Source organism: Enterobacter sp. EC_50, assembly GCF_019584525.1.
Taxonomy (GTDB): domain Bacteria; phylum Pseudomonadota; class Gammaproteobacteria; order Enterobacterales; family Enterobacteriaceae; genus Enterobacter; species Enterobacter roggenkampii.
In genome coordinates this window covers 24,714-43,862 of the sequence record NZ_VDAF01000020.1, presented here as the reverse complement: position 1 = coordinate 43,862, position 19,149 = coordinate 24,714, and the positions used below count along the sequence as shown (strand labels likewise).

The 19,149-nt window shown below is 57.0% G+C and carries 18 protein-coding genes and 1 other annotated feature; of the genes, 10 read left to right on the top strand and 8 right to left on the bottom strand.

Going from position 1 to position 19,149, the window contains the following annotated elements; translation table 11 throughout:
• Window positions 1–40: 40 nt before the first annotated feature.
• From mnmE to rpmH, 5 genes are all read right to left on the bottom strand, one after another.
• Window positions 41–1,405 carry a tRNA uridine-5-carboxymethylaminomethyl(34) synthesis GTPase MnmE gene (mnmE, locus tag FHC48_RS16930; protein WP_032654291.1) on the bottom strand — a complete coding sequence of 455 codons (1,365 nt, stop codon included), beginning with the start codon at window positions 1,403–1,405 and terminating at the stop codon, window positions 41–43.
• 72 nt (window positions 1,406–1,477) lie between these two features.
• Entirely contained in the window at window positions 1,478–3,121 is a 1,644-nt protein-coding gene (yidC, locus tag FHC48_RS16925) for a membrane protein insertase YidC (RefSeq protein WP_008500173.1), read from the bottom strand.
• Window positions 3,122–3,123: 2 nt separating this feature from the next.
• Entirely contained in the window at window positions 3,124–3,381 is a 258-nt protein-coding gene (gene yidD / locus FHC48_RS16920; protein WP_001307474.1) for a membrane protein insertion efficiency factor YidD, read from the bottom strand.
• Window positions 3,345–3,704 (bottom strand): ribonuclease P protein component, encoded by a 360-nt coding sequence (rnpA, locus tag FHC48_RS16915; RefSeq protein WP_021242673.1) that lies wholly within the window; start codon window positions 3,702–3,704, stop codon window positions 3,345–3,347. The genes yidD and rnpA overlap by 37 nt, the downstream gene beginning before the upstream one ends.
• Before the next feature lie 16 nt (window positions 3,705–3,720).
• Complete coding sequence (gene rpmH, locus FHC48_RS16910; protein WP_000831330.1) at window positions 3,721–3,861, bottom strand: 50S ribosomal protein L34; 141 nt, start codon at window positions 3,859–3,861, stop codon at window positions 3,721–3,723.
• A 599-nt stretch (window positions 3,862–4,460) separates the two neighbouring features.
• Here rpmH and dnaA point away from each other — a divergent pair.
• The 4 genes from dnaA to gyrB are packed head-to-tail and all read left to right on the top strand — an operon-like array spanning window position 4,461 to window position 10,473.
• Window positions 4,461–5,855, top strand: a complete 1,395-nt coding sequence (gene dnaA, locus FHC48_RS16905; protein ID WP_010426558.1) for a chromosomal replication initiator protein DnaA — start codon at window positions 4,461–4,463, stop codon at window positions 5,853–5,855.
• Between the two features lie 4 nt (window positions 5,856–5,859).
• Entirely contained in the window at window positions 5,860–6,960 is a 1,101-nt protein-coding gene (gene dnaN / locus FHC48_RS16900; protein WP_008500170.1) for a DNA polymerase III subunit beta, read from the top strand.
• Window positions 6,960–8,033: a DNA replication/repair protein RecF gene (gene recF / locus FHC48_RS16895; RefSeq protein WP_008500169.1), complete on the top strand. Its 1,074-nt coding sequence runs from the start codon at window positions 6,960–6,962 to the stop codon at window positions 8,031–8,033. The genes dnaN and recF overlap by 1 nt, the downstream gene beginning before the upstream one ends.
• Before the next feature lie 28 nt (window positions 8,034–8,061).
• A complete protein-coding gene (gyrB, locus tag FHC48_RS16890; RefSeq protein WP_008500168.1) occupies window positions 8,062–10,473 on the top strand; it encodes a DNA topoisomerase (ATP-hydrolyzing) subunit B in 2,412 nt (803 codons plus the stop codon).
• 34 nt (window positions 10,474–10,507) lie between these two features.
• Here the strand turns inward: gyrB and FHC48_RS16885 are convergent, their stop codons facing one another.
• A complete protein-coding gene (locus tag FHC48_RS16885; RefSeq protein ID WP_059363323.1) occupies window positions 10,508–11,443 on the bottom strand; it encodes a LysR family transcriptional regulator in 936 nt (311 codons plus the stop codon).
• Window positions 11,444–11,552: 109 nt separating this feature from the next.
• Between FHC48_RS16885 and FHC48_RS16880 the strand changes: the two genes are divergently transcribed.
• The 3 genes from FHC48_RS16880 to FHC48_RS16870 all read left to right on the top strand — a co-directional run bounded on the left by FHC48_RS16880 (window position 11,553) and on the right by FHC48_RS16870 (window position 14,785).
• A complete protein-coding gene (locus tag FHC48_RS16880; RefSeq protein WP_059363324.1) occupies window positions 11,553–12,578 on the top strand; it encodes an NAD(P)-dependent alcohol dehydrogenase in 1,026 nt (341 codons plus the stop codon).
• A gap of 114 nt (window positions 12,579–12,692) precedes the next feature.
• Window positions 12,693–13,505 (top strand): sugar-phosphatase, encoded by an 813-nt coding sequence (yidA, locus tag FHC48_RS16875; RefSeq protein WP_008500165.1) that lies wholly within the window; start codon window positions 12,693–12,695, stop codon window positions 13,503–13,505.
• 50 nt (window positions 13,506–13,555) lie between these two features.
• Window positions 13,556–14,785: a DUF3748 domain-containing protein gene (locus FHC48_RS16870; RefSeq protein WP_059364759.1), complete on the top strand. Its 1,230-nt coding sequence runs from the start codon at window positions 13,556–13,558 to the stop codon at window positions 14,783–14,785.
• Here the strand turns inward: FHC48_RS16870 and FHC48_RS16865 are convergent.
• Window positions 14,782–15,114, bottom strand: a complete 333-nt coding sequence (locus tag FHC48_RS16865) for a YceK/YidQ family lipoprotein (RefSeq protein ID WP_021242679.1) — start codon at window positions 15,112–15,114, stop codon at window positions 14,782–14,784. The two genes, FHC48_RS16870 and FHC48_RS16865, sit on opposite strands and share 4 nt — an antisense overlap.
• A gap of 249 nt (window positions 15,115–15,363) precedes the next feature.
• Window positions 15,364–15,435, top strand: a sequence feature (ROSE (Repression Of Heat Shock gene Expression) occurs in the 5'-region of heat shock genes and acts as an RNA thermometer to modulate expression.).
• On the opposite strand from FHC48_RS16865, the gene ibpA reads away from it, so the two are divergent.
• The 3 genes from ibpA (at window position 15,429) to FHC48_RS16850 (ending at window position 18,238) form a co-directional block, all read left to right on the top strand.
• Window positions 15,429–15,839 (top strand): small heat shock chaperone IbpA, encoded by a 411-nt coding sequence (gene ibpA, locus FHC48_RS16860; RefSeq protein WP_008500162.1) that lies wholly within the window; start codon window positions 15,429–15,431, stop codon window positions 15,837–15,839. Its footprint overlaps the feature before it by 7 nt.
• A 136-nt stretch (window positions 15,840–15,975) precedes the next feature.
• A complete protein-coding gene (gene ibpB / locus FHC48_RS16855; protein WP_008500161.1) occupies window positions 15,976–16,404 on the top strand; it encodes a small heat shock chaperone IbpB in 429 nt (142 codons plus the stop codon).
• A gap of 172 nt (window positions 16,405–16,576) precedes the next feature.
• Entirely contained in the window at window positions 16,577–18,238 is a 1,662-nt protein-coding gene (locus tag FHC48_RS16850) for a putative transporter (RefSeq protein ID WP_048030323.1), read from the top strand.
• On the opposite strand, the gene FHC48_RS16845 is transcribed toward FHC48_RS16850, so the two are convergent.
• Window positions 18,206–18,952 carry a GntR family transcriptional regulator gene (locus FHC48_RS16845; protein WP_023618235.1) on the bottom strand — a complete coding sequence of 249 codons (747 nt, stop codon included), beginning with the start codon at window positions 18,950–18,952 and terminating at the stop codon, window positions 18,206–18,208. The two genes, FHC48_RS16850 and FHC48_RS16845, sit on opposite strands and share 33 nt — an antisense overlap.
• Window positions 18,953–19,149 lie beyond the last annotated feature (197 nt).

Here is a 19,149-nt window from a genome sequence, read left to right as displayed (position 1 = left end):
GGTGATTTCCCAGAAGGAAATCACCATGGATTAGCGGGAATTACTTGCCAATGCAGAAGCTCGAGAAGATCCGTCCCAGCAGATCGTCCGACGTAAACTCCCCGGTGATCTCGCTCAGATTCTGCTGCGCCAGACGCAGCTCTTCCGCCAGCAGTTCACCTGCCCACGCGCCAATCAGCTGCGCTTTGCCCTGGTCAAGATGGCGTGCCGCCTCTTCCAGCGCCTGCAGGTGACGGCGACGCGCCAGGAAGCCGCCTTCCATGCTGGTATCAAAGCCCATGCTCTGCTTGAGATGGTTACGCAGGTCGTCCACGCCTTCACCCGTACGCGCCGACAGGCGAATCAGTGAGTGACCATTCACATCGCTGATACCCAGCGTTTCGCCGGTAACATCTGCTTTGTTACGCACCACGGTGATCGGCAGTTTGGCCGGCAGACGGGCAATAAAGTCCGGCCAGATCTCCGCCGGGTCAACGGCGTCGGTGGTGGTGCCGTCCACCATAAACAGCACGCGGTCGGCCTGCTCGATCTCCTGCCAGGCGCGTTCGATACCGATGCGCTCAACCTCGTCGCTGGCATCGCGCAGACCGGCGGTGTCGATGATGTGCAGCGGCATGCCGTCGATGTGGATGTGCTCGCGCAGCACGTCGCGAGTGGTACCGGCAATGTCGGTTACGATTGCCGCTTCACGGCCCGCCAGGGCGTTCAGCAGGCTCGATTTCCCCGCGTTAGGGCGTCCGGCAATCACCACCTTCATCCCTTCGCGCAGCAGGCTGCCCTGGCGCGCTTCGGCGCGAACGGCGTCGAGATCGGCCATCACCTGGTTGAGCTGGGCTTCGATTTTGCCGTCAGAGAGGAAGTCGATCTCCTCGTCCGGGAAGTCGATAGCCGCTTCCACGTAGATCCTAAGGTGAGTAAGTGCTTCCACGAGGTGATTCACACGCGCGGAGAATGCGCCCTGCAGGGAGTTAAGGGCGGAGCGGGCCGCCTGTTCAGAACTGGCGTCGATCAGGTCAGCAATGGCCTCAGCCTGCGCCAGGTCGAGCTTGTCGTTGAGGAAGGCACGTTCGGAGAACTCGCCCGGCTTCGCAATGCGCAGGCCCGGCAGGGTCAGGATACGTTTTAACAGCAGGTCGAGGATAACCGGGCCGCCGTGGCCCTGAAGCTCCAGCACGTCTTCACCGGTAAAGGAGTTCGGGCCGGGGAACCACAGCGCAATGCCCTGGTCCAGCGGCGTGCCGTCGGCATCTTTAAACGGCAGGTAATCAGCGTAGCGCGGCTTTGGCAGTTTACCCAGCACCGCTTCGGCCACCTCGCGTGCCTTCAGGCCGGAGATACGCAGAATGCCTACACCACCGCGTCCCGGTGGGGTTGCCTGGGCGACGATAGTGTCGTTATGGCTCATGGTTGCTCTCGTTCAATACAAATAAAAAAGGCGGTCAATCGACCGCCCTTATTTTAGCGTTAACTTATCGGATCAGGACTTTTTCTTTTCGCGGCTATGCAGGCCACGTTTTTCCAGACCACGGTAAATCAGCTGCTGCTGGATGATGGTCACCAGGTTGCTGACGATATAGTACAGCACCAGACCTGACGGGAACCACAGGAAGAACACGGTGAAGATGACCGGCATAAAGGTCATGATCTTCTGCTGCATCGGGTCGGTCACGGTGGTCGGCGACATCTTCTGGATGAAGAACATCGTCACGCCCATCAGGATCGGCAGGATGTAGTACGGGTCCTGTGCGGACAGGTCATGGATCCAGAGTGCGAACGGCGCGTGGCGCAGCTCAACGGAACCCATCAGCATGTAGTACAGCGCAAGGAAGATTGGCATCTGAATCAGCAGCGGGAAGCAACCACCCAGTGGGTTCACTTTCTCTGCTTTATACAGGGCCATCATTTCCTGGCTCTGACGCTGTTTGTCATCGCCCAGACGCTCACGCATTGCCTGAATCTTCGGCTGCAGCATGCGCATCTTCGCCATGGAGGTGTACTGCGCTTTAGTCAGCGGATACATGATGCCACGAACGATGAAGGTGATAACGATGATGGAGAAGCCCCAGTTACCCAGGAAGCTGTGGATGAACTTCAGCAGCTTAAACAGCGGCTGAGAGATGAACCACAACCAACCGTAATCCACGGTCAGATCCAGGTGCGGCGCAACAGCGGCCATTTTGTCCTGAATTTCCGGGCCAACCCACAGGGTGCTGGCCAGCTTACCGGTTTGACCCGGCTGTACCAGAACCGGCTGAGATTTGTAGCCGATGGCTGCAAGGCCGTTACCCAGGTTCGCGGTATAGAAGTTGTTGGTACCGTCGTTATTTGGCACCCACGCCGTCGCGAAATACTGCTGCAGCATCGCCACCCAACCGCCTTTAGCGCTGACGTTCAGGTTTTCGTTATCGGCAATGGTGTCGAATTTGTATTTCTCGTACTTCGCGTCAGGCGTGGAGTACGCCGCACCACGGAAGGTGTGCAGCGCAAAGTTGCTGCTTCCGGTGTCACGGTGAGACGGCAGATTGATGGACTGCTTCAGCTGGCCAAAGGTCGACAGCTCCAGCGGTTTCGCACTGGCGTTCTGTACGCTGTAGCCCACGTTCACCGCATACTCACCGCGCTTCAGGGTGAAGGTTTTGGTGAAGGTGTTGCCTGCGGCGTCGGTATAGGTCATCGGGATAACGAGTTCGTTCTGGCCATCAGCCAGCACAAAGGTGTCGTTCTCGACGTTATACAGTGGACGCGCACCGTTAGCCGGGTTATCCGGGCCGTCACGACCGGTCAGGCCGCTCTGCGCCTGATAGATAAACTCAGGCGTGGTTTCCAGTAACTGGAACGGTTCGTTAGACTTCAGCTCTTTCGGGTAGGTCAACAGCAGCGCCTGCTCAACATCACCACCACGGGTGTTGATTGTCAGCTCAAGCACATCGGTCTTAACCGTAATCTGTTTCCCCTGGCCACTGGCCGGTACGCCCTGGTCGGCGGCGCTACCCGCTGCGGTGGTCGTAGTCTGCGTGGTCTGCTGCTGGGGTTGAGGATTTTTATCCTGCTCCCATGCCTGCCAGATCATGAAAGACACGAACAACAAAGCGATGATAAGAAGATTGCGTTGCGAATCCATCGTTAGTGTTCTCTGGTATCAAAGGGTCCTGGGGGGACGGGGTCGTCTCCACCGGGGTGTAAAGGGTGGCATTTTAATACGCGTTTCACCGTCAACCAACTGCCTTTTATCACTCCAAACCTGCGCAATGCCTCAATTCCGTAGCTTGAGCATGTTGGTGTGAAACGGCAGTGCGGCCCGAGTAGCGGACTAATCAGGCGTTGATAGACCCGAATGAGGGCTATCAGGACCCGGGAGCCAGGCGACAGTGGCGGCGCCATAATTTTTCCAACGCTTCCGAGAGAGCACGGTTATCGAGGTCGGCAACCCCTTTCTTCGCCACCACCACGAAATCCATTGAAGGCAGTTCGTGCTGACGTAAACGGAAGCTTTCACGCGTCAGACGTTTAATCCGATTGCGTTCATGCGCACGCTTAACATTTTTCTTGGCGACTGTGAGACCGATGCGGGGATGCCCCAGCGAATTTTGGCGGCCGAGGATGGTGATTTGCGGCGTGCCAGCCCGTTGTGGCTGCTGGAAGACGAAAGTGAAATGAGCGGGAGTTAACAAACGTAACTCCCTGGGAAATGCTAGCTTAACCACTCAGGGGTTAGCTTTATTACTTGGAAACGGTCAGACGAGCGCGGCCTTTAGCACGACGACGTGCCAGAACCTGACGACCATTTTTAGTAGCCATACGAGCACGGAAGCCGTGAGAACGGTTGCGCTTCAGTACAGACGGTTGAAAAGTGCGTTTCATGGCGATTTCTACCTAAACTTGAATAAATTCACTGACTTTTGCGTATACCCGAACGAGTTTCGAACGACTAACGCCTCAGCGTGGGTGATTAAAGAGGCCGGATTGTAATAATTGTACACTCCGGAGTCAATTCTCTTTCCTTATTTCCCGCGTATTTCCGCACGTTTTCGCGTGGAAAATGAGCAACGGACGACGCAGGAAGATGAGCATCACGCGCCGGGTCGAGGATTATACGGGCTCACCGATAAAGCGCAAGGATCGTCCCGGATCTTCGTTAGATCATTTAAGCAATAAATTGGCTGTGCTCATTAATTTTTCCAATATGCGGGCTAAATCGTGGGGCACTCGCGCCAGGATCGTTTACACTTAACCGGTTTCTGATCTTCCTGTGGATAAATCGGGAAGAATCTGTGAGAAACAGAAGATCTCTGGCTCAGTTTAGGCTATGATCCGCGGTCCCGATCGGGATCCCAGGATCCTGGTCAGGATAAATTGCAGATAGCAATTCGCACGTCCCCCTTTACACAGGGTCATGCCGATGTGCGCCAACAATCATGAATATTCAATAGTTTTCTTTTATTGTTCGAGTGGAGTCCGCCGTGTCACTTTCGCTTTGGCAGCAGTGTCTTGCCCGATTGCAGGATGAGTTACCAGCCACAGAATTCAGTATGTGGATCCGCCCGTTGCAGGCGGAACTGAGCGATAACACGCTGGCTTTGTACGCGCCAAACCGTTTTGTGCTCGATTGGGTAAGGGACAAGTACCTTAATAACATCAATGGACTGCTGAACGATTTCTGCGGGTCAGATGCCCCACAGCTGCGCTTTGAAGTGGGCACAAAGCCGGTCACCCAAACCGTACGTGAAACCGTGAATGTGGCTGCGCCTGCTCAGGCCGCACCCGCGCCGGCTCCTCGCGTCGCTCCTGCTCGTCAGGGTTGGGATAATGTTCCTGCACCGGCTGAGCCAACCTACCGCTCTAACGTAAACGTCAAACACACGTTCGATAACTTCGTTGAAGGTAAGTCGAACCAGCTGGCGCGCGCGGCGGCTCGCCAGGTTGCTGATAACCCAGGTGGGGCCTACAACCCGCTGTTCCTGTATGGCGGCACGGGTCTCGGTAAAACGCACCTGCTGCACGCGGTGGGCAACGGCATTATGGCGCGCAAGCCCAATGCCAAAGTGGTGTATATGCACTCCGAACGCTTCGTTCAGGACATGGTAAAAGCCCTGCAAAACAATGCGATCGAAGAGTTTAAACGCTACTACCGTTCCGTTGACGCGCTGCTGATCGATGACATTCAGTTCTTTGCCAATAAAGAACGATCGCAGGAAGAATTTTTCCACACCTTCAATGCCCTGCTGGAAGGCAATCAGCAGATCATTTTGACCTCGGATCGTTATCCAAAAGAGATCAACGGCGTTGAAGATCGTCTGAAATCCCGCTTCGGCTGGGGCCTGACCGTGGCGATCGAGCCACCGGAGCTGGAAACCCGCGTCGCGATCCTGATGAAGAAAGCCGATGAAAACGACATTCGCCTGCCGGGTGAAGTGGCGTTCTTCATTGCCAAGCGTCTGCGCTCCAACGTGCGTGAGCTCGAAGGGGCACTGAACCGCGTTATCGCCAATGCCAACTTTACCGGTCGTGCGATCACCATCGATTTTGTGCGTGAAGCGCTGCGTGATTTGCTGGCATTGCAGGAAAAACTGGTCACTATCGACAATATTCAAAAGACGGTGGCTGAGTACTACAAGATCAAAGTGGCAGATTTACTGTCTAAACGTCGTTCCCGCTCGGTGGCGCGCCCGCGTCAGATGGCGATGGCGCTGGCAAAGGAGTTAACCAACCACAGTCTGCCGGAAATCGGGGATGCGTTTGGTGGCCGTGACCATACGACCGTGCTGCACGCCTGTCGCAAGATTGAGCAGTTACGCGAAGAAAGCCACGACATAAAAGAAGATTTTTCCAATCTAATCAGAACATTATCATCGTGACGCTATGAAATTTACCGTTGAACGTGAACATTTATTAAAACCGCTGCAACAGGTGAGTGGCCCATTAGGCGGCCGCCCAACGCTGCCTATTCTCGGAAACCTGCTGCTTCAGGTCGCGGACGGTACGCTGTCGCTGACCGGTACAGATCTGGAAATGGAAATGATCGCGCGCGTTACGCTGACGCAGCCGCACGACGCGGGCGCGACCACGGTTCCGGCACGTAAATTCTTTGATATCTGCCGCGGGCTGCCGGAAGGCGCTGAAATCGCCGTGCAGCTGGAAGGCGACCGTATGCTGGTGCGCTCTGGCCGCAGCCGTTTCTCGCTCTCCACGCTGCCTGCAGCGGACTTCCCGAACCTGGACGACTGGCAGAGCGAAGTGGAATTCACCCTGCCGCAGGCGACGATGAAGCGTCTGATTGAAGCCACCCAGTTCTCCATGGCGCATCAGGACGTGCGTTACTACTTAAACGGCATGCTGTTCGAAACCGAAGGTGAAGAGCTGCGTACCGTGGCGACCGACGGCCACCGTCTGGCGGTCTGTTCCATGCCGATTGGCGACTCGCTGCCAAACCATTCGGTGATCGTGCCGCGTAAAGGGGTGATTGAGCTGATGCGTATGCTCGACGGTGGCGACACGCCGCTGCGCGTGCAGATCGGCAGCAATAACATCCGCGCTCACGTGGGCGATTTTGTCTTCACATCGAAGCTGGTTGACGGCCGTTTCCCGGATTATCGCCGCGTATTGCCGAAGAACCCGGACAAAACGCTGGAAGCCGGTTGCGACAGCCTCAAGCAGGCCTTTGCCCGTGCCGCGATCCTCTCCAACGAGAAATTCCGCGGCGTGCGCCTGTACGTGAGTGAAAACCAGATCAAAATCACCGCCAACAACCCGGAGCAGGAAGAGGCAGAAGAGATTCTGGACGTCACCTACGCCGGGGCTGAGATGGAAATCGGCTTCAACGTTAGCTACGTGCTGGATGTGCTGAACGCGCTGAAATGCGAGAACGTGCGCATCCTGCTGACCGACTCCGTTTCGAGCGTACAGATTGAAGATGCCGCATCACAGTCGGCTGCCTATGTTGTCATGCCAATGAGACTGTAATGTCGCTCACCCGTCTGTTGATCCGCGACTTTCGCAACATCGAAAGCGCGGATCTCGCTTTATCCCCTGGCTTTAATTTCCTGGTTGGCGCGAACGGCAGCGGCAAAACCAGCGTGCTGGAAGCCATCTATACGCTCGGCCACGGTCGGGCGTTTCGCAGTTTGCAGATTGGTCGCGTGATTCGCCACGAGCAGGAATCTTTTGTTCTGCACGGGCGTTTGCAGGGCGAGGAGCGGGAGACCGCCATCGGCCTGACCAAAGACAAGCAGGGCGACAGCAAGGTGCGCATCGACGGTACCGACGGCCACAAGGTGGCCGAGCTGGCGCTGCTGATGCCGATGCAGCTGATCACGCCCGAGGGGTTTACTTTACTCAACGGCGGCCCCAAATACAGAAGAGCGTTCCTCGACTGGGGATGCTTTCACAACGAAGCCGGATTCTTTAACGCCTGGAGCAACCTGAAGCGTCTGCTCAAGCAGCGTAACGCCGCGTTGCGCCAGGTGACGCGCTACGCCCAGCTGCGTCCGTGGGACATGGAGTTAATCCCTCTTGCGGAACAAATCAGCAACTGGCGTGCCGAATACAGCGCAGGTATTGCTGAAGACATGGCCGACACCTGCAAACAGTTTTTACCCGAGTTCTCTCTCACCTTCTCCTTCCAGCGCGGCTGGGAGAAAGAGACGGACTATGCCGAGGTGTTAGAGAGAAGCTTCGAGCGCGACCGCATGTTGACCTACACCGCGCACGGCCCGCACAAGGCGGATTTCCGCATTCGTGCCGACGGTGCGCCGGTGGAAGACACGTTGTCGCGCGGGCAGCTCAAGCTCCTGATGTGTGCGTTGCGCCTGGCGCAGGGGGAGTTCCTCACCCGCGAGAGCGGGCGACGCTGCCTGTACCTGATAGATGATTTTGCCTCGGAACTTGACGACGCGCGGCGCGGGCTGCTTGCCAGCCGCTTAAAAGCCACGCAGTCGCAGGTTTTCGTCAGCGCCATTAGCGCTGAACACGTTATGGACATGTCGGACGAAAATTCGAAGATGTTTACCGTGGAAAAGGGTAAAATAACGGATTAACCCAAGTTGAAATGAGCGAGAAACGTTGATGTCGAATTCTTATGACTCCTCCAGTATCAAAGTCCTGAAAGGGCTGGATGCGGTGCGTAAGCGCCCGGGTATGTATATCGGCGACACGGATGACGGCACCGGTCTGCACCACATGGTATTCGAGGTGGTAGATAACGCTATCGACGAAGCGCTCGCGGGTCACTGTAAAGACATCGTGGTCACCATCCATGCGGATAACTCCGTCTCCGTCACCGATGACGGCCGTGGCATCCCAACCGGTATTCACCCGGAAGAGGGCGTCTCCGCGGCGGAAGTGATCATGACCGTCCTGCACGCAGGCGGTAAGTTCGACGATAACTCCTATAAAGTTTCCGGCGGCCTGCACGGCGTAGGTGTTTCGGTAGTAAACGCCCTGTCGCAGAAGCTGGAGCTGGTTATCCAGCGCGAAGGCAAAATTCACCGTCAGCTTTACACGCACGGCGTGCCGCAGGCACCGCTGGCCGTTACCGGCGAAACCGACAAAACCGGTACCATGGTGCGTTTCTGGCCGAGCCTCGAAACCTTCACCAACGTCACCGAGTTCGAGTACGACATCCTGGCGAAACGCCTGCGTGAACTGTCGTTCCTGAACTCCGGCGTCTCGATTCGCCTGCGCGACAAACGCGACAACAAAGAAGACCACTTCCACTACGAAGGCGGTATCAAAGCGTTTGTTGAGTATCTGAACAAGAACAAAACGCCTATTCACCCAAATATCTTCTACTTCTCCACCGAAAAAGACGGCATCGGCGTGGAAGTGGCGCTGCAGTGGAACGACGGTTTCCAGGAAAACATCTACTGCTTCACCAACAACATTCCACAGCGTGACGGTGGTACTCACCTTGCAGGCTTCCGTGCGGCGATGACCCGTACCCTGAACGCCTACATGGACAAAGAAGGCTACAGCAAGAAAGCGAAAGTCAGCGCCACCGGTGACGATGCCCGTGAAGGCCTGATTGCCGTGGTTTCCGTGAAGGTGCCGGATCCGAAGTTCTCCTCACAGACCAAAGACAAGCTGGTCTCTTCTGAGGTGAAATCGGCGGTTGAGCAGCAGATGAACGAACTGCTGAGCGAATACCTGCTGGAAAACCCGTCCGACGCGAAAATCGTGGTGGGCAAAATTATTGATGCGGCGCGTGCCCGTGAAGCGGCGCGTAAAGCCCGTGAAATGACCCGTCGTAAAGGCGCGCTGGACTTAGCCGGCCTGCCGGGCAAGCTGGCTGACTGCCAGGAACGCGACCCGGCGCTGTCCGAACTGTACCTCGTGGAAGGGGACTCCGCGGGCGGTTCTGCGAAGCAGGGCCGTAACCGCAAGAACCAGGCGATTCTGCCGCTGAAGGGTAAAATCCTCAACGTTGAGAAAGCCCGTTTCGACAAGATGCTCTCTTCTCAGGAAGTGGCGACGCTCATCACCGCGCTGGGCTGCGGCATTGGCCGTGACGAGTACAACCCGGACAAGCTGCGCTACCACAGCATCATCATCATGACCGATGCGGACGTCGACGGCTCGCACATCCGTACGCTGCTGTTGACCTTCTTCTATCGTCAGATGCCAGAAATCGTTGAGCGTGGCCACGTCTACATTGCCCAGCCGCCGCTGTACAAAGTGAAGAAAGGCAAGCAGGAACAGTACATCAAAGATGACGAAGCGATGGATCAGTACCAAATCGCAATCGCGCTTGATGGCGCGACCCTGCACGCGAACTCGCACGCCCCTGCACTGGCCGGTGAGCCGCTGGAGCGTCTGGTGTCCGAGTTCAACGCCACGCAGAAAATGATTACGCGTATGGAACGCCGTTATCCGAAAACGCTGCTGAAGGAGCTGGTTTATCAGCCAACCCTGACCGAAGCCGATCTGAGCAGCGAGCAGACCGTCACCCGCTGGGTGAACGCTCTGGTGACCGATCTGAACGAAAAAGAGCAGCACGGCAGCCAGTGGAAATGCGATGTTCAGCAGAACGCTGACGGCCAATTCGAGCCGATCGTTCGCGTGCGTACCCACGGCGTCGACACTGACTACCCGCTGGAGCACGAGTTTGTCACCGGTCCGGAATACCGTCGTATCTGCACGCTCGGCGAGAAGCTGCGCGGCCTGATCGAAGACGATGCGTTCATCGAACGTGGCGAACGTCGTCAGCCGGTAGCCAGCTTCGAGCAGGCGCTGGACTGGCTGGTGAAAGAGTCCCGTCGCGGCCTCGCGATCCAGCGCTATAAAGGTCTGGGCGAAATGAACCCGGAGCAGCTGTGGGAAACCACCATGGATCCGGAAAGCCGTCGCATGCTGCGCGTGACCGTTAAGGACGCGATTGCTGCAGACCAGCTGTTCACCACCCTGATGGGCGATGCGGTTGAACCACGTCGTGCCTTCATCGAAGAGAACGCCCTGAAAGCGGCAAATATCGATATTTAATCGACGTGATACCGCACGATAACTGGCCGCGCGTTTAGCGCGGCTTTTTTATGGGCGCGGGCATATCCTGCGACAGCACTGACGGTAAGCGACTGGCGAGCGTATCGACGGCAATCCTCACCCTCAGCGGCAGGTGCGGCGTCTGCTGCCAGACCGCATGGACGTCAAAATGGACATCCGGCGCCTGCTTCAGGAGCGGGACGAGCTTTCCCTGATGAATTTCTTTAATGGCCATCCAGCAGGGGAGCCAGGCAATCCCGTGCCCGGCCAGCGCCGCGTCGCAGATGGCCTGCAAATCGTCCATATTGAGCGATGAACGGGGAATAAAGGTGTGCGAGGTCCCTTCGTTATCCATCAGTTGCCAGGGTAACACTCTGCCTGCGCGCAGATAGTTAATGGCCGTATGATGGGGTAAGTCAGCCACGCTTTGCGGCTGGCCTTTGTTCTGCAGATAATCCGGCGCAGCGCACAGCACCATGCGGTGTTCCCCTAGCTTTCTGGCGACCAGCATGCTGCTGTCCTGCAGCGTGCCGTTACGCACCGCCATATCAAACCCTTCCTCCACCAGATCCACCACGCGGTCGCTGAACGACATCTCAAGCTCAAGCCCGGGGTGTTCCTGCGCCAGTTCAATCAACAGCGGCGCGACGCACTGGCGGCCAAACAGTACCGGCATGGCAACGCGCAGGCGGCCGCTGACCTGCTGTTTCCCCGTTTCAAGCAGCGACTCTGCGCCCCGAATTTCCTCCAGCGCACGCAGGCACCGTTCATAAAAAAGGGCGCCGTTATCGGTCAGGCTCTGGCTGCGGGTGGTGCGCTGAAACAGCCTTACCCCCAGTCGCTCCTCGAGACGAGCGATGCTTTTTCCTACCGCCGAGCGTGACAAATGCAGACGAATGGCGGCCTGTGCAAAGCTTCCCGCCTCTACGGCAGCCACAAAAACAGGGATATCCTTCAGCGTGTCGGTCATGAATTGTATCTTTTTTGGCGTCAATATAGAGAAAAATTATCGCCACTGGCGACCATGCGTCAACGGTAGACTGTCAGTACTAAAGCTTACTTGATGGCCGGAGAAAAAAATGACAGAGACAATGCAACGCTGGACGATGAGCGCCCTCGGGCGCGAGAGCCTAACGCTTATTCAGGAGCCCATTCCCCAGCCAGGCCCGGGTGAAGTGCGCGTAAGGGTGAATGCCGTCGCGCTCAACTATCGCGACAAAATGGTGATAGAAGGCACGATGCCGATTCCGCTTTCCTTCCCGTTTACCCCGGCGTCTGACATGGCGGGCGTCGTCGACAGCGTTGGTGAAGGCGTCACGCGTTTCCAGCCCGGCGCTCGCGTTATCTCAACCTTCTTCCCGGAGTGGTTCGACGGTAAACCGCAGGCGGACGCGCGCAATTTGCCCTATAGAACGTCCGGCGGCTATTTCCAGGGAATGCTGGCCGAGTATGTGATTGTGAAGGAAGACGCGCTGGCGGCATCGCCGGAAAGCCTGGATGACGCAGAGGCCAGCACCTTACCCTGCGCGGGGCTTACCGCCTGGTTCGCACTGGTGGAACGCGGTCAGCTGCGCGCCGGGCAATCGGTGCTGGTACAGGGAACGGGCGGCGTGGCGATTTTCGCCCTGCAAATCGCAAAAGCGCACGGCGCAGAGGTCATTGTTACGTCCGGGAGCGATGAAAAGCTGGCGCTGGCCAAAAAGCTGGGGGCCAGCCAGGGCATCAACCGCCTGAAAGGCGACTGGGCTGAAGAGGCGCTGGCGCTGACGCAGGATCGCGGCATCGACCATATTATTGAAACCGTGGGGGGCGAGAATCTGAAGCACTCCCTGCGCGCCGTTGCCGTTCATGGACGTATCTCGGTCATTGGCGTGCTGGCCGGGTCTGACATTTCGCTCTCGGCTGGCGAACTGTTGCTGAAATCTCCCGTCATTCAGGGGATCGGCGTGGGGCACCGCCGGGCGCTGGAGGATTTCGTCCGCGCCGTGGATGTCACCGGCCTGAAGCCCGTGATTGAGCATCGCTACCGTTTTAACGAGCTTAAACAGGCTCTTGAGCATCTGGATCGCGGTGCGTTTGGTAAAATCGTTCTCACCCGCGAGTAAGTCTTTGTTCCCCGGGATAGGCGTAAAAGGGGGCTTTTGTTGCGCAAGGTAGCTCTATTTTTGTGTGCTTAATCGCGTTAGCATGAGGCAGCACTCATTTATCCCGGGGAACTCATGGCTATCAAACTTATTGCAATCGATATGGACGGCACGCTGTTGCTGCCAGACCACACTATCTCTCCAGCCGTTAAGAACGCGATCGCCGCGGCACGCGCAAAGGGCGTGAATGTGGTCCTCACCACGGGGCGTCCGTATGCGGGCGTGCACAGCTACCTGAAAGAGCTGCACATGAATCAGCCCGGCGACTACTGCATCACCTATAACGGCGCGCTGGTGCAGAAAGCCGCAGATGGCAGTACGGTTGCGCAAACCGCGCTAAGCTACGATGACTACCGGTTCCTGGAAAAACTGTCCCGTGAGGTGGGTTCCCACTTCCACGCTCTCGATCGCAATACGCTTTACACCGCCAACCGTGATATCAGCTACTACACGGTACATGAATCCTACGTGGCGACCATTCCGCTGGTGTTCTGTGAAGCCGAGAAGATGGATCCGGCCACCCAGTTCCTGAAAGTGATGATGATCGACGAGCCGGAGATCCTGGATAAAGCGATTGCGCGCATTCCGGCCGAGGTGAAAGAGAAATACACCGTGCTGAAAAGTGCGCCGTACTTCCTTGAAATCCTCGATAAACGCGTCAATAAAGGCACCGGCGTGAAATCGCTGGCCGACGCGCTGGGCATCAAACCGGACGAAATCATGGCGCTGGGCGATCAGGAAAACGACATCGCGATGATTGAATTCGCGGGCATGGGCGTAGCGATGGATAACGCTATTCCGTCAGTGAAAGAAGTGGCTAATTTTGTCACCAAATCCAACCTCGAAGACGGCGTGGCTTACGCCATTGAGAAGTTTGTGCTGAACTAAACACCCGCTTGCGATACCCTGATGCGAAAACCGCGCATCAGGGTATCCTCATGAAACAAATCACCTTCGCTTCCCGCAACCACCAGCTTACTAACATCAATACCTGGACGCCGGACAGCCAGTGGCTGGTCTATGACGTGCGCCCGTCAGGTGCATCGTTCACCGGTGAAACCATCGAGCGGGTTAATGTTGTTACGGGCGAGGTCGAGGTGATTTATCGCGCCACTGACGGCGCGCACGTTGGCGTGGTGACCGTTCATCCCGCGCAGGAGAAATACGTCTTTATCCACGGCCCGAAAAACCCGGATGCGGGCTGGCACTACGATTTTCATCATCGCCAGGGGGTAATTGCGCATCACGGTCAGGCGAGCAACCTGGACGCAATGGATATCACTTCGCCGTACACTCCTGGCGCGCTGCGCGGCGGCAGCCACGTCCATGTCTTCAGCCCGAACGGCCAGCTTGTCAGCTTTACCTATAACGACCACGTGCTGCACGTGCGCGATGCGAAGCTTGATTTACGCAACGTCGGCGTGGCGGCACCTTATGGCCCGGTGAATCCGCCGGGAAACCATCCTCGTGAATACCCGGGGACTTACTGGAGCGTGCTGGTCAGCCGCACGACGCCCAACCCGCAGCCGGGCAGCGACGAAATTAACCGCGCCTACGAAGAGGGCTGGGTGGGCAACGACAGACTGGCGTTTATCGGCGATACCCTGTCTGCAACGGGCGAGAAAGTGCCTGAACTGTTTATTGTTAACCTGCCAGAAGATGAACAGAGCTGGAAAAGGGCGGGCGATGCGCCGCTTCAGGGCACCGCAGAGACCCTGCCGGCCCCGCCTGCTGGGGTGAAGCAGCGTCGTTTGACCTTTACGCATCAAAGGGCCTATCCGGGCCTGGTGAACGTGCCGCGTCACTGGGTTCGCAGCAACCCGGAGGGGACACAGATCGCGTTTCTGATGCGCGACGATAACGGCATTGTGCAGCTGTGGCTGATCTCACCTGAAGGCGGCGAGCCGCGCCAGCTGACGCGTAACGGGAGCGATATTCAGTCTGCGTTTAACTGGCATCCGGCGGGTGATCGGCTGGGGTTTGAGCTCGAAAACCGGATCGCCTGCTGTGACGCGCAGACCGGACAGGTGACGTTTTTGACGTCCGATCACGGCAATCCGCCGTCTGCGGATGCCGTCGTATTTTCCCCGGACGGGCGCTTTATTGCGTGGATGGAAGAGACGGACGGTTTCCGTCAGCTCTGGTTAACGGAAACCGCGCAGAACTAGCGCGGCGGCATCTCTGCGGGCGGAATGACGGCGTTTGTCGCCAGATTTTCCTGCTCGCTTTTCTCTACCCGTGAGCGCACGGAGTCGTCCTTACGGAATAAATCCCACGGCAGCAGAAGCGTGTCCGCCACAGCCGTAAACGGCATATCCAGGATAACCAGGGATTTGGTGCCCCAGTTTGTATCGTCATCGGAGATCATCGCCGCGCTGGCGCGCGTCCCCGGATATGTTCCTTCTTTACCGCCGGTGTGAGACATCACGCTCGAACACCCGCAAAGTAAAACTACCCCGCTGAACGTCGTCAGCTTTATCAGAACATTTTTCATCATCACTCAGTCATCGTTAATGGCACTGCATAGACCTGCAACTCAGGGTTATAGCGAGCCTTATCCAAAATGGATAGCCCGATAACCCCGCACTGTGGCAGCCATCGCAATTTAACCCTTTGTGCTGTTGTCCCAGTCTATGCGAGATGCAGGAAAGTGCAAAAAAAAGTGCAGTTGTCATGCTTGAAAAGCCCGGTTGCAGACCCATTTTAAGAATACGACCCGATAACGAACTCGCCTGATGGGTGTTCGGGGGGCGTAAAGGCCTGTCCATGGTGGAAGGCTTACTTTTCTCGCTGATTTCAGGAGTTTTATTTATGCGTAACTTCGATCTTTCTCCGCTGTACCGTTCTGCAATTGGTTTTGACCGCCTGTTTAACCATTTAGAAAATAACCAAAGCCAGAGCAACGGCTACCCTCCATACAATGTTGAGCTGGTTGACGAAAACCACTACCGCATCGCCATTGCCGTCGCCGGTTTTGCAGAAAACGAACTGGAGATCACCGCGCAGGACAACCTGCTGGTGGTGAAAGGTTCCCATACGGCCGAGCAGAAAGAACGTACCTACCTTTACCAGGGCATCGCTGAGCGCAACTTTGAACGCAAGTTCCAGTTAGCTGAGAACATTCATGTGAAAGGTGCAAACCTGGTCAACGGCCTGCTGTTTATCGAACTGGAACGTGTGATTCCGGAAGAGAAAAAACCGCGTCGTATCGAAATTAACTAATTATGCGGGTCGCGCGAGCGGCCCACCCAGACCTGCTTGCCGTAACGGGAGCATATGCGAATCCATCAGGATTTGCAGGAACAACTGCGCACAAAATTAAACTGTGCCGAACTCGCTTCTCAGAAGGAGATTTAGTATGCGTAACTACGATTTATCCCCCTTACTTCGTCAGTGGATTGGTTTTGACAAACTGGCTAATGCCCTGCAAAACACCGCTGAGCAACAGACGTTTCCGCCGTACAACATCGAAAAAAGCGACGATAACCACTATCGCATCACCCTGGCGCTGGCCGGCTTCCGTCAGGAGGATCTGGATATTCAGCTCGAAGGCACGCGTCTGACCGTGAAAGGTACGCCGGAAAAACAAGAGACCGAGACCAAATGGCTTCATCAGGGGCTGGTTAATCAGCCGTTTAGCCTGAGCTTTACTCTGGCAGACCATATGGACGTCTCCGGCGCAACGTTTACCAATGGGCTGCTGCATATTGACCTGACCCGTAACGTGCCGGAAGCCATCGCGCCACAGCGTATCGCCATTAGCGACCGGCCGGCGTTAAACAGTTAACAAGCCCGCCGAACCTGTAGGTCGGGTAAGGCGCAGCCGCCACCCGACACCGCTCACAGACCGCACAAAGCCCTGCCCCGGCAGGGCTTTTTTGTGCGCCATCGCCCATACAACCGCCCACGGCTCTGAGAGAATCCTTAGCATAACCAAGGTTATGCCAAGGAAGTGGATCATGAGTGATATCGCGTTAACCGTCAGCGTGTTGGCCCTGGTCGCTGTTGTTGGCCTGTGGATAGGGAATATCAAAATCCGCGGCGTCGGGTTTGGGATAGGCGGGGTGCTGTTTGGCGGCATTTTTGTTGGACACTTTGCCGACCAGCTCGGGCTGGTGCTGAGCGCCGAAATGCTCCACTTTACCCAGGAGTTCGGCCTGATCCTGTTCGTCTATACCATCGGGATTCAGGTGGGGCCGGGTTTTTTCGCCTCACTTCGGGTCTCCGGCTTACGGCTCAACCTGTTTGCTCTCGGCATTGTGGTGATGGGCGGGCTGGTCACCGCCATTCTGCATAAAATCTTTGCTATCCCGCTGCCCGTGGTGCTGGGCATTTTCTCCGGGGCGGTCACCAACACGCCTGCGCTCGGCGCGGGGCAGCAAATCCTGCGCGATTTGGGCATCGAACCCGGCATTGTCGACCAGATGGGGATGAGCTACGCCATGGCCTATCCGTTTGGTATTTGCGGCATTCTGCTCTCCATGTGGCTGGTCCGCGTCCTGTTTCGCATTAACGTCGATAAAGAGGCGAAGGACCACGAAACCACGCTCACCAACGGCCATATGCCGATCAAAACCATCAACATTCGGGTCGATAACCCCAACCTGAACAATATGGCGATTCAGGACGTGCCGATCCTGAACAGCGCCAATATTATCTGCTCCCGCCTTAAGCGCGACGATATGCTGATGGTGCCTGCCCCCGGCACCATTATTCAGCAAGGCGATCTGCTGCACCTGGTGGGCCAGCCTGGAGATTTGAACAATGCCCGTCTGGTGATTGGTCAGGAAGTGGATACCTCGCTCTCAACGCGCGGCACCGATATGCGCGTTGAACGCGTTGTGGTAACCAACGAGCACGTCCTTGGCAAAAAAATACGCGATCTGCAGGTAAAAGAGCGTTATGACGTCGTGATCTCCCGCCTTAACCGTGCGGGTGTCGAGCTGGTCGCCAGCCCGGAGGCCAGCCTGCAGTTCGGGGATATCCTCAACCTGGTGGGGCGCCCGTCTTCCATTGACGCCGTCGCGGATATGGTGGGTAACGCCCAGCAAAAACTGCAGCAGGTGCAGATGCTGCCGGTGTTCATCGGTATCGGGCTCGGCGTGCTGCTCGGCTCCATCCCGCTGTACGTGCCGGGCTTCCCGGTGGCGCTCAAGCTGGGCCTGGCGGGCGGGCCGCTGATTATGGCGCTGATCCTCGGGCGTATCGGCTGCATCGGTAAGCTCTACTGGTTTATGCCGCCGAGCGCCAACCTGGCGCTGCGCGAGCTGGGCATCGTGCTGTTCCTGGCGGTGGTCGGGCTGAAGTCCGGCGGGGATTTCGTCGACACCCTGGTCAAGGGCGAAGGGATGAGCTGGGTCGGCTACGGCATCTTTATCACGGCGATCCCGCTGCTGACGGTGGGCATACTGGCGCGGATGTTCGCCAAAATGAACTACCTGACGCTGTGCGGCATGCTGGCGGGCTCCATGACCGATCCGCCCGCGCTGGCCTTTGCCAACAACCTGCACAGCACCAGCGGCGCGGCAGCGCTCTCCTATGCCACCGTCTACCCGCTGGTGATGTTCCTGCGCATCATTACGCCGCAGCTACTGGCGGTGCTGTTCTGGGGGATGGGCTAGCAGGTCGTCCGGGTGGATGCGCCGCAGATGGTAGTCTACCTGGTAATCACTGGTATTTCGGAACATCACGGAATAGTTGAGGAACTCGCCGCTGTCGCTGTAGGAAAGGGAGGTGATACGCAGCAGCGGCGTCTGTTCCGGCAGGTTCATATAACCGGCCAGCTGCTTATCGGCCAGCACCGGCGTCAGGCTCTCGTAGTTGCCGCTGATGGTGATCCCGCACTCCTTCTCGATGTAATCAAACTTTGACCCTTCAAGATGCGCCAGCGACAGATTGCGAAACAGCTTCACCGGCATAAAACTGTCCTCCAGCATCAGCGGTTTTCCGTCCACGTAGCGCACCCGCCGGGAAAAGTAGATCCGCTCATCCACCTGAATTCGCAGCTGGCTGGCGATGGCGGGCGGGGCGGGCATCACTTCAAACTGCAGCACCTTGCTCTGCACCTCTTTTCCCTGCTGACGCAGCACCTCCACCAGCCCGGTCAGGTTGGTGGTTTCGTGGTGAACGTCTTTGCGTGACACAAACGTGCCGCTGCCGTGCCGCCGTTCAACCAGCCCCCAGCTCACCAGCAGATCCAGCGCCTTGCGGATGGTCATTCGCGCCACGCCGAACTCCTGCGCCAGCGCTTTCTCGCCCGGCAGCGGACTGCCGATATTGTAGTCCGACGAATTCAGCCGCAGCCGCAATCTGTCAGCAATGGATTTGTAGATCACCAGTAGACCTCTCTGCCCTTATCAGGGCGTGGATGGCGTCCTGACATGTCCATATTTACCGTAAAAAGTAGACCTGATTGGTCAAAATAAAACCATGAATGCGATCACGAATCGCAGCGGCACGCCATGTTCGCGCATCAGTAAGTTCTTATGCTCACCTCAGGCCAGCAAAAAACCATAAAGGCCTCTACCCCTAC